Origin of the sequence: Nocardioides sp. J9 (assembly GCF_007829375.1) — a bacterium.
GTDB lineage: Bacteria > Actinomycetota > Actinomycetes > Propionibacteriales > Nocardioidaceae > Nocardioides.
Genome location: NZ_VLJQ01000142.1, coordinates 1 through 9,354 on the forward strand (window position 1 = coordinate 1; position 9,354 = coordinate 9,354).

Here is a 9,354-nt window from a genome sequence, read left to right on the forward strand (position 1 = left end):
GGCTGCACCGAGGTGGGGACCGCGCCGCAAACAGTGCGATCCACCTCGTCGCGATCGGCCGACTGCGCTACCACCAGCCAGCCATCGACTACCTCGCACGCCGCACCACCCAAGGCCTGTCGAAGAAAGACACCATCCGAGCCATGAAACGMCTCATCGCCCGCGAACTCTTCGGAGCCCTCAAAGCCGACCTACAAGCCCTTGACGCGATATAGGAACGTCCACCGGGCCGACCTCGACCGGCAGACGACGAAGGGCCGCGACCTCGCGGTCGCGGCCCTCCTGACAGCTGGCGCCTGCCGGTCAGATGGGGCTCTTGCCCAGCGTCGCCGCGGAGAGGTCGGTGATCTCCGACCAGCGCTCGGAGACCTCGCGCAGCGAGGGCGGCTCGGCGAAGGTGACGCCGGCGTTCTGGAACTGCGCGACGCGGTAGGTCTGGCCACCGCCCACGACGAAGACCGAGCCGGACTCGGTGCTCTCCTCGGTGAGCAGGTAGGTGACCACCGGGGCGACGAAGGCCGGCGGGAGCTTGTCGAGGAACTCCTTGGGGGCGATGTCCTCGGTCATCCGGGTCGCGGCCATCGGCGCGATCGCGTTGGCGAGGATGTTGTCGCGGGCGCCCTCGATGGCCAGGGTGTTGAGCAGGCCGACGAGGCCGGCCTTGGCGGCGCCGTAGTTGGCCTGGCCGAAGTTGCCGAAGAGGCCGCTGGTGGAGGTCGCCATCACGATGCGACCGAAGCCCTGCTCCTTGAAGTGCGGCCAGACGGCCTTGCTCATCAGGTAGCCGCCGCGCAGGTGCACGGACTGGACGAGGTCCCACGCCTCGGTGGTCATCTTGGTGAAGGACATGTCGCGCAGGATGCCGGCGTTGTTGACCAGGCCGTGCACGGCGCCGTAGGCGTCGAGGGCGGTCGCCACGATCGAGGCGGCACCTTCCTCGGTGGCCACGCTGTCGTAGTTGGCGACGGCCTCGCCGCCGCCCTCCTTGATCTCCGCGACGACCTGGTCGGCCATCGCGGTGCCGGCACCACTGCCGTCGCGGGACCCACCGAGGTCGTTGACGACGACCTTGGCACCGACACTCGCCAGGAACAGCGCGTACTCACGGCCGAGGCCGCCTCCCGCACCGGTCACCACGACCACACGACCTTCGACGCCGGCCATCTCACACTCCTTGCACCTTGTGGAAAGATTTGAATCTAGATTAAGAATAGGGCATGACCGTGCACCTGGGCGAGCGTCTCGCGCTGATCGAGCTGCCCCTGCCCCTCGAGGGCCTCACCAGCGTCAACTGCTACGTCGTCCGCGGCGACGACGAGACGGTGCTGGTCGACCCGGGCTGGTCCTCCCCCGCGACCGAGCGCGCCCTGCTGGCCGGGCTCGAGGAGCTCGGCCTCACGCCGGGTGACCTGAGCCGCGTGCTCACCACCCACCACCACTGGGACCACTACACGCAGGCCCTGGCCTGGCAGGGCAAGCACGACCTCCCCGTCCACCTCGGCCGCGGCGACGACCACAGCATCCGGGCATGGTTCGACCTCGAGGGCGCCTTCCCGCGACAGGTCGGGCTCCTCCGCGCCGCCGGCGCCCCCGCCCTTGCCGAGGAGATCGCGAACCTGCCGGCCGAGGTCCACGAGCAGGACATGGACTTCGACCTGCCGGCCGCCTGGCTCGACGACGGCGACGTCATCGACTGCGGCGGCGTGAGCATCCGCGCCCTGGCCACGCCGGGACACACCCGCGGCCACGTGTGCTTCGAGGTCCCGGAGTCCGGATTCCTGCTGACCGGCGACCACGTGCTGCCGCGCATCTCGCCGTCGATCGCCTACGAGCGCGAGCCGGACCCACTGTCGCTGCTGAGCTACCTGTCCTCCCTGCGCCTGGTCGCCGAGCGTCCCGAGCTGCGGTTGCTGCCGGCGCACGGCGCCGTGGACACCGAGCCGGGCAGCGCCGCCACCCGCGCCCGGGAGCTGTTGCAGCACCACGCCGAGCGCCTCGAGCTGATCACCGGACTCGTGGCCGACGGCCGCTCCACCGCCCACGACGTGGCGCGCTCGATGCCGTGGACCCGCCGGGGCCGCCAGCTGCACGAGCTCGACCTCGTCCACCGGATGACCGCGGTCCTCGAGGCCGAGGCCCACCTCGTGCTCCTCGAGCACCAGGGCCTGCTGCAGCGCTCGTCGGTCGACGGCGTCGACCACTACGCCGCGGCCTAGGATCCCCGACGATGAGCGAGCAGAAGCAGTACGCCGAGGACCTCGAGCCGGGGACGACGTACGACCTCGGCACCTACGAGGTGACCGCGGAGGAGATCGTCGACTTCGCGACGCAGTGGGACCCCCAGGACTTCCACGTCGACGAGGAGGCTGCGCGCCACGGCGCCTTCGGCGGCCTGATCGGCAGCGGCCTGCACTCGATGGCGATCCTGCAGCGCCTCGCCGTGACCCGGGTCCTGCGCGGTTGGTCGCTGATCGCGGGCCGGTCCGTCTCCGACGTGCAGATGACCAGCCCGCTGCGCCCCGGGATGACCGTGCACGGCGTGCTCGAGGTCGAGGACCGAGGTCGAGGACGTCCAGCACCGCGGACCGGAGCGCTCCCTGGTCCACCAGCGGTTGAGCCTGCGGCACGGGGACACGACCGTGCTCTCGTTCCGCGGCGCGGCCTACGTACGACGACGCCCGGCCGGTCCTGGAGCGGACTGACCGGGCGCCGAGGCTGCGGGCACCTCAGGCGACGACGAGGTCCTGGCGACCGTCGGCCTCGAGGGCGGCGATGTACTTCGGGAACAACTTCTTGCCGAGCGGGGCCAGCTTGAGCAGGCTCGCGACGTTGCCGTCGACCTTGATCTTGCCGCGCGCCATGGCGAGCGGCAGGTTGACCTTGCCCTGCCAGTAGGCGCTGCCCACGTCGGCGGTCATCCGCATGGTGGCCGCGGGCGTGGCCATGCCGGCACCCTCGCCGATCTCCTGCTTGCCCATGTCGATGACCAGGTCGGTGTCCGGCTCGGTGAACTCGAACTTCACCACGATCCCGGTCGCCGCCATCTTGGGGCCGATCTCCGGGTCGTCGAACCCAGCCTGGAACACGCCACCGATGTAGCGACGGACCTCGTCCGCGTCCTTGAACGCCATGAGGGGACTCCTCTCATTCATCCACTCCGGAGCCACCCGACGTGCGCTCCGTCACATGAGGTACCGTAACATAAGTTATGTTACGGCGGTAGACCCCGACGGGCCGTCACTGGTGCCGCGGTCGCCCACCTACGATGTGACGCGACCAGAGGAGCACACATGTCCGAACGCCAGGTACGTCGCAACGAGACGCTGCGCGACGCGTGGTTCGAGGCCGCCAACGAGATCCTCGCGACCGAGGGCTACGGCGCCCTCAAGCTCGCCCCGCTGTGCAGGAAGCTCGGCGTCACGACCGGGTCCTTCTACCACTCCTTCGACAACTGGCAGGACTTCACCGACTCCCTGCTCGACGCCTGGCTGACGGAGCGGACCGAGCGGCTCGCCGAAATCGCACGACAGAACCCGGACCCCGTCCAGCGCCTGCAGCTGCTGATCTCCAACGTGGTCGACTTCAACCACCGCGCCGAGGCCGCCATCCGGGTCTGGGCCGGTGTCGACGAACGGGTCGCGGTCATCCAGCGCAAGGTCGACCGGGGCCGCCACCAGGCGGCGTCGGAGGCGCTCGCCGAGCTCGTCGGCCCCGAGCGGGCACCGGCCTTCGCGACGTGGGGCCTCGGCACCGTGGTCGGCTTCGAGATGCTCTCGGAGGACCACCCGGCCGAGGAGCTCCAGTGGGCCCTCGAGCAGGTCCTCGCCCAGGTCCAGGCCACCGCGAAGCAGCACCGGAGGAAGACGGCCGAGAAGTAGCCGCCCGCCGGCAGGGAACGACGAGACGGCCGGGGCCGGATCCGTGAGGATCCGACCCCGGCCGCTGTCGTTGTCGGACGGTGCCGGTCGCTGCCGGCGCCCGGCTCAGAAGAGCTTGCGCATCAACGCCCGCGCCGCCGGCCCGTAGGGCGGGTAGACGATCGACGGGTCGGGGCGGAAGCCCTTCACCGCGACCGACTTGCGGTGGCTGAGCGCCTGGAAGCCCCACTCGCCGTGGTAGGCACCCATGCCGCTGGCACCGACACCACCGAAGGGCAGGCTCGGCATCAGGTAGTGGATGGCGCAGTGGTTGACCACGGCACCGCCGGCCGGGATCTGCTCGACGAGCCGGTCGGCCGTCGCCTTGTCCTGGCTGAACACGTAGAGGCCGAGCGGCTTCGGGCGCGAGTTCACGAAGTCGACGACCGCCTCCAGCGAGGAGTACGAGCGCACCGGCAGGATCGGGCCGAAGATCTCCTCGGTCATCACCGGCTCGTCGACGTCGGGGTCCACCACGATCGTCGGCTCGATGGTCAGTGCCTTCGCGTCGGTGGCCCCGCCGGCCACGATCGTGCCCCGGGTGACCTCCAGGTAGCCCGCGAGCCGCTCGAACTGGCGCTGGTTGACGATCCGCTTCGGGCCCTCCGTGGCCGTGAGCTGCGTGATCGCCCCCCGGATCTTCGCCACCAGCTGCTCCTTGACCGACTCGTGCACGAGCACGTAGTCGGGCGCGATGCAGGTCTGGCCGGAGTTCATCAGCTTCACCCACGCGATGCGTCGGGCGACGACGTCGAGGTCGGCGTCGGGGGTGACGATCACGGGGCTCTTGCCGCCGAGCTCGAGGATCACGGGGGTGAGCGTGTTGGCCGCGCCGGCCATGATCTTGCGCCCGATCTCCGTGCCGCCGGTGAAGAACGCGTGGTCGAAGCCGAGCGACAGCAGCTCCTGGGTGACCATGCCGTCGCCCTCGACGACCGCGAACGCGTCCTTGTCCAGGTAGTCGGGCAGCGCCTCGGCCATCAGCCGCGACGTCGCCGGCGCCACCTCGGACGGCTTGAGGACCACGCAGTTGCCCGCCGCGAACGCAGCGACCAACGGGCCCAGGGACAGGTTCACCGGGTAGTTCCACGGCCCGATCACGAGCGCGACGCCGAGCGGCTCGTACTGGATCCGCGCACTGCCGGGCAGCTGGGTCAGCGGCACCCGACGGCGCTGCGGCCGCATCCAGCGCCGCAGGTGCTTGATCGCGTACTCCGCCTCGCCCTTGGGCGGGGCGATGTCGCCGAACCACGCCTCGAACTCGCTGCGGCCGAGGTCGGCCGCGAGCGCCTCGGCGATGTCGGACTCGCGCTCGGCGACGAAGCGGACGATGCCCTCCAGCTGCGCCTTGCGCCACTCGTAGGAGCGGGTCCGGCCACTGCGGAAGGTGGTCCGGAGCCGGGCGAGCAGGTCGCCGAGCTCGCCGGTCTGGTCCTTCACCTCAGGGGTGGCAGTCATGGGAGGTCTCCGATCGATCAGCGCAGGGTGTAGGGCATCCGCTTGACGGCACGCACGAAGTTGCCGACCAGGTACTCCGGCTCGCCGACCTCGAGGTTGGGGGCACGGAAGAGCAGCTCCTTGAAGATGGCCCGCAGCTGCTTCTTGGCGACGAAGTTGCCGAGGCAGTAGTGCGGACCACCGCCACCGAAGCCGACGTGCGGGTTCTTCTCACGGGTGATGTCGAAGACGTCCGCGTCGGCCCAGACCTTCTCGTCACGGTTGCCGGAGGAGTAGATCATGGCGACCCAGTCACCCTCGCGGAGATGCTGGCCGCCGAGCTCGGTGTCCCGCGTGACGGTACGGCGGAACGTCATCACCGGCGAGACCCACCGGACGAACTCCTCGACGGCCGTGACGATGTGCTTGTCGTAGTCCTCGAGCAACAGCGCCTTCTGGTCCGGGAACTGCTGGAGCGCCCGGGTGGCCAGGGTGATCGAGTTGCGCGTGGTGTCGTTGCCGGCGACCGAGAGCAGCACGAAGAACGAGCCGATCTCCTCGTCGGTGAGCTTGCGGCCGTCGACCTCGGCGTTGACCAGGTTGGTCATCAGGTCCTCGCGCGGGTCGGCGCGGCGCTCCTCGGCCAGCTCCATGCCCATCATCAGCAGGCCGACGAGGGACTCGGCGAGCAGCTCGCCCGGCTCCCGGCCGGCGGCGACGTCCTCGTCGTTCCACGACACCATGCCGTCGGCGTGGTGGGCGGCCTGGTCGCGGCGCTCCGGGTCCTCCAGGCCCATCATCTCGTAGATGGTCCACATGGGCATCTGCTTGGAGACGGTCTCGACGAAGTCACCCTCGGGGCTGGCGAGGAGGTTGTCGACGATGCGACGCGCCTGGTCGTCGATCTGGTCGTTCATCTTCGCGACCTGCTTCGGCGTGAACGCCGCGGAGACGAGCTTGCGGATGACGCCGTGCTTGGGCGCGTCCATGCCGAGGAAGCTGCCGGCGGCCTCGAGGAAGTCCTGCGGCACCTCCTCCATCTGGAAGCCCTGGCCCGAGCAGAAGATGTCGGGGTTCTTGCTGACCTCGCCGATCAGCTCGTGGGAGGTGACCGCCCAGACGCCGTCGTTCTCCGGCAGCATCAGGCCGCCCGCGATCGGCGGGTGGTAGGTGATGCCACCGTCGGCGCGCAGCTTCTTGAAGGTCTCCTCGCGCTCCTCGGCCGTGAGCGCCCAGAAGGCGATCTCGGAGATGTCCTCGGCGTGGTAGGCGCGGCCGGAGGCGTCGGTGGCGGCGGTGGTGGGTTCGGTGACGGTCATGATCAGACTCCGGTGGGGACGTAGAGCTTCTCGAGCTCGCGCTTGAGCAGCTTGCCGGTGGGGAGCCGAGGGATCTCGGCGATGAAGTCGACGCTGCGGGGCGCCTTGAAGTGCGCGATGCGCTCGCGGGTGTAGTCGATGAGCTCCTGGGCGAGCTCGGGCGTGCCCTCGACGCCGTCCTTGAGCTGGACGACGGCCTTGACCTGCTGGCCCATCTCCGCGTCGGGAACGCCGATGACGGCCACGTCGAAGATGGCCGGGTGCAGGGTGAGCACGGCCTCGACCTCGGCCGGGTAGATGTTCACGCCGCCCGAGATGATGGTGAACGACTTGCGGTCGGTGAGGTAGAGGTAGCCGTCCTCGTCGACGTAGCCGAGGTCGCCGACAGCGGTCCAGGACTCGTGCTGCGGGTGGGTCGCCTCGGCCGTCTTCGCCGGGTCGTTGTGGTACTCGAACGGACGGGTCTCGCGCTCGAAGTAGACCGTGCCGACCTCCCCCGCGGGCAGCTCGTTGCCCTCGTCGTCGCAGATGTGCAGCACACCGATCATCGCCTTGCCCACCGTGCCGCGCTTGGCGAGCCACTCGGGCGAGGAGACGAAGGTGATGCCGTTCTGCTCGGTCGAGCCGTAGTACTCGAAGACCACCGGTCCCCACCAGTCGATCATCGCCTGCTTGACGTCGGGCGGGCAGGGAGCGGCCGCGTGCACGGCGAGGCGCATCGTGTCGTGCTTGTACTTCGCCCGGACCTCCTCGGGGAGCTGCAGCATCCGCACGAACATGGTGGGCACGAACTGGGCACAGGTGACGCCGTACTTCTCGATCGCGGCGAGCGCGCCCTCGGCGTCGAACTTCTCCATCATCACGACGGTGCCACCGAGGGCCTGGACCGCGCCGCTCCACTTGAGCGGGGCAGCGTGGTAGACCGGCGCCGGCTGCAGGTAGACGTCCTGGGGGCCGACCTTGAAGGGGCCACCGAGCAGGCCGGTGATCGGGTCGCCCGGCTGGTCGACCTGGATCGGGAGCATCGCCTGCTTGACGCCCTTGGGGCGGCCGGTGGTGCCGGAGGAGTACATCATGTCCGAGCCGCGGGGCTGGTCGATGAGCCGCTCACCCGCGTTGGCCAGCAGGTCGGCGTACGACGCGTAGCCGTCGACGTCGCCCCCGAAGACGAAGGCGTGCTCGACCTGCGGCGAGAGCTCGCGCACCTCGGCGACCGTGGGGACGGCCGACGAGGCGATCAGCGCCTTCGCGCCGCTGTCGTTGACGATGTAGGCGATCTCCTCGGCGGTCAGGTAGCGGTTGACCGGGGTGATGTAGAGGCCCGAACGCATGCACGCCCAGTAGATCTCGAAGCACTCGGCGGCGTTGTCGGTCAGCATCGCGACGACGTCGCCCTTGACCAGGCCGAGCGCGTTGAGGGCGCTGGCGAGGCGGGCCGAGTTGTCGTCCAGCTGGCCGTAGGTGATGGTCCGGCCCGATCCGACCATCACCACCGCGAGGTGGTCGGGGTTGGTCGCGGCGTGAGCTCCTGGGTACATCGGGGCACCTTCCGGTTTCTAAGCGAGATGAGAAATCCAGCCCTGTGGGGGGCGTCACAAAACACCGTAACCTGAGTTATGCTGCCCGTCCAGCGTTCGGCTTGTCACATCGCAAGATTTCTGATTCTCTTTTAAAAAACCCTTGGAGGGGACATGAGTGCATCGACCGGGAACCGCACCCTGAGCGGCAAGCGCATCGCCATCACCGGCGCCGGACGTGGCATCGGCCGCGCCACCGCGCTCGAGCTGCACCGCCGCGGCGCGCAGGTCGCCATCGGCGACATCGACGTCGACGCGGCGAAGGACGCCGCGACCGCGATCGGCCAGGACGTCACCGCGCACCACATCGACGTCACCGACAGCGAGTCGTTCGCGAGCTTCCTCGCCGACGCGCGCCAGGCCATGGGTGGCCTGGACGTGCTGATCAACAACGCCGGCGTGATGCCCATCGGCCACTTCCTCGACCAGCCCGAGTCCGTCGTACGCCGCGCCATGGAGATCAACCTCCTCGGCCCCACCCTCGGCATGCGTGCCGCGCTGCCCGGCATGCTCGAGCAGGGGCACGGCCACATCGTCAATGTCGCCTCGAGCGCCGGGAAGGCCGCCGTCCCCGGGGGCCTCAACTACTGCGCGCAGAAGGCCGGCATCATCCACCTGACCGAGGGCGCCCGGGTCGAGTTCGGCTCGCGGGGCATCGACTTCACCTGCGTGATGCCGTCGTTCACCAACACCGACCTGATCGCCGGCACCAAGGGCACCCGCTTCATCAAGAACGTCGAGCCCGAGGACGTCGCCACCGGCATCGCCGAGGCGATCGAGAAGAAGCGCAAGGACGTCTTCGTGCCGAAGTCGCTGCGCCCGATCGTCACGATCCAGCCGCTGATGGGCCGCCGCCTGCGCGACGCCATGTATCGCACGCTCGGCGCCTACGACACCTTCCTGGACATCGACCAGAAGGGCCGTGCTGCCTACGACGACCGGATCGCCAAGAGCTGATCGGTGCCTGACCTTCCCTACGAGACGGCCGTCCGGGCACTGCAGGACGAGGCGCGCCCGGACGCCGTCCGTCGTCAGCACGAGCGCGGCAAGCAGACCGCGCGCGAGCGCATCGCCTACCTCGTCGACGACGACAGCTTCCGCGAG

Annotated in this window: 10 protein-coding genes and 1 pseudogene; 6 read left to right on the forward strand and 5 right to left on the reverse strand. The window is 69.4% G+C overall.

The genetic code is table 11. The features are described 5' to 3' along the window. Positions 1-215 (forward strand): annotated as a pseudogene (locus L615_RS23925) (IS110 family transposase); the annotation flags it as partial. 88 nt (positions 216-303) lie between these two features. On the opposite strand, the gene L615_RS22915 reads toward L615_RS23925, so the two are convergent. After that, complete coding sequence (locus tag L615_RS22915) at positions 304-1,164, reverse strand: SDR family NAD(P)-dependent oxidoreductase (protein ID WP_145726694.1); 861 nt, start codon at positions 1,162-1,164, stop codon at positions 304-306. A gap of 53 nt (positions 1,165-1,217) precedes the next feature. Between L615_RS22915 and L615_RS22920 the strand changes: the two genes are divergently transcribed. Beyond that, complete coding sequence (locus L615_RS22920) at positions 1,218-2,216, forward strand: MBL fold metallo-hydrolase (RefSeq protein ID WP_145726696.1); 999 nt, start codon at positions 1,218-1,220, stop codon at positions 2,214-2,216. Positions 2,217-2,227: 11 nt separating this feature from the next. Beyond that, complete coding sequence (locus L615_RS24800) at positions 2,228-2,815, forward strand: MaoC/PaaZ C-terminal domain-containing protein (protein WP_145726698.1); 588 nt, start codon at positions 2,228-2,230, stop codon at positions 2,813-2,815. Here the strand turns inward: L615_RS24800 and L615_RS22930 are convergent. After that, positions 2,727-3,131, reverse strand: coding sequence for an SCP2 sterol-binding domain-containing protein (locus L615_RS22930; protein WP_145726700.1), 405 nt, complete (start codon positions 3,129-3,131; stop codon positions 2,727-2,729). The two genes, L615_RS24800 and L615_RS22930, sit on opposite strands and share 89 nt — an antisense overlap. 159 nt (positions 3,132-3,290) lie before the next feature. Between L615_RS22930 and L615_RS22935 the strand changes: the two genes are divergently transcribed. Further along, positions 3,291-3,878 carry a TetR/AcrR family transcriptional regulator gene (locus L615_RS22935; protein WP_145726703.1) on the forward strand — a complete coding sequence of 196 codons (588 nt, stop codon included), beginning with the start codon at positions 3,291-3,293 and terminating at the stop codon, positions 3,876-3,878. A 105-nt stretch (positions 3,879-3,983) separates the two neighbouring features. Here the strand turns inward: L615_RS22935 and L615_RS22940 are convergent, their stop codons facing one another. The 3 genes from L615_RS22940 to L615_RS22950 are packed head-to-tail and all read right to left on the reverse strand — an operon-like array spanning position 3,984 to position 8,211. Continuing rightward, complete coding sequence (locus tag L615_RS22940) at positions 3,984-5,375, reverse strand: aldehyde dehydrogenase family protein (RefSeq protein ID WP_145726705.1); 1,392 nt, start codon at positions 5,373-5,375, stop codon at positions 3,984-3,986. Between the two features lie 17 nt (positions 5,376-5,392). Next, complete coding sequence (locus tag L615_RS22945; RefSeq protein ID WP_145726707.1) at positions 5,393-6,673, reverse strand: cytochrome P450; 1,281 nt, start codon at positions 6,671-6,673, stop codon at positions 5,393-5,395. A gap of 2 nt (positions 6,674-6,675) precedes the next feature. Continuing rightward, complete coding sequence (locus L615_RS22950) at positions 6,676-8,211, reverse strand: acyl-CoA synthetase (RefSeq protein WP_145726710.1); 1,536 nt, start codon at positions 8,209-8,211, stop codon at positions 6,676-6,678. Between the two features lie 153 nt (positions 8,212-8,364). On the opposite strand from L615_RS22950, the gene L615_RS22955 reads away from it, so the two are divergent. Both L615_RS22955 and L615_RS24805 read left to right on the forward strand, forming a co-directional pair. Next, the gene (locus L615_RS22955) at positions 8,365-9,207 is read left to right on the forward strand and encodes an SDR family oxidoreductase (RefSeq protein WP_145726715.1); all 843 of its coding nucleotides are present in this window, start codon (positions 8,365-8,367) and stop codon (positions 9,205-9,207) included. 3 nt (positions 9,208-9,210) lie between these two features. Then, on the forward strand, positions 9,211-9,354 hold a 144-nt coding region (locus tag L615_RS24805; protein ID WP_186449990.1), incomplete at its 3' end, for a hypothetical protein.

What these genes read in the sequence shown, in the direction of transcription:
- L615_RS22915 (WP_145726694.1), bottom strand. Translation starts at nt 1,164, where the DNA reads ATGGCCGGCGTCGAAGGTCGTGTGGTCGTGGTGACCGGTGCGGGAGGC.
- L615_RS22920 (WP_145726696.1), top strand. Translation starts at nt 1,218, where the DNA reads ATGACCGTGCACCTGGGCGAGCGTCTCGCGCTGATCGAGCTGCCCCTG.
- L615_RS24800 (WP_145726698.1), top strand. Translation starts at nt 2,228, where the DNA reads ATGAGCGAGCAGAAGCAGTACGCCGAGGACCTCGAGCCGGGGACGACG.
- L615_RS22930 (WP_145726700.1), bottom strand. Translation starts at nt 3,131, where the DNA reads ATGGCGTTCAAGGACGCGGACGAGGTCCGTCGCTACATCGGTGGCGTG.
- L615_RS22935 (WP_145726703.1), top strand. Translation starts at nt 3,291, where the DNA reads ATGTCCGAACGCCAGGTACGTCGCAACGAGACGCTGCGCGACGCGTGG.
- L615_RS22940 (WP_145726705.1), bottom strand. Translation starts at nt 5,375, where the DNA reads ATGACTGCCACCCCTGAGGTGAAGGACCAGACCGGCGAGCTCGGCGAC.
- L615_RS22945 (WP_145726707.1), bottom strand. Translation starts at nt 6,673, where the DNA reads ATGACCGTCACCGAACCCACCACCGCCGCCACCGACGCCTCCGGCCGC.
- L615_RS22950 (WP_145726710.1), bottom strand. Translation starts at nt 8,211, where the DNA reads ATGTACCCAGGAGCTCACGCCGCGACCAACCCCGACCACCTCGCGGTG.
- L615_RS22955 (WP_145726715.1), top strand. Translation starts at nt 8,365, where the DNA reads ATGAGTGCATCGACCGGGAACCGCACCCTGAGCGGCAAGCGCATCGCC.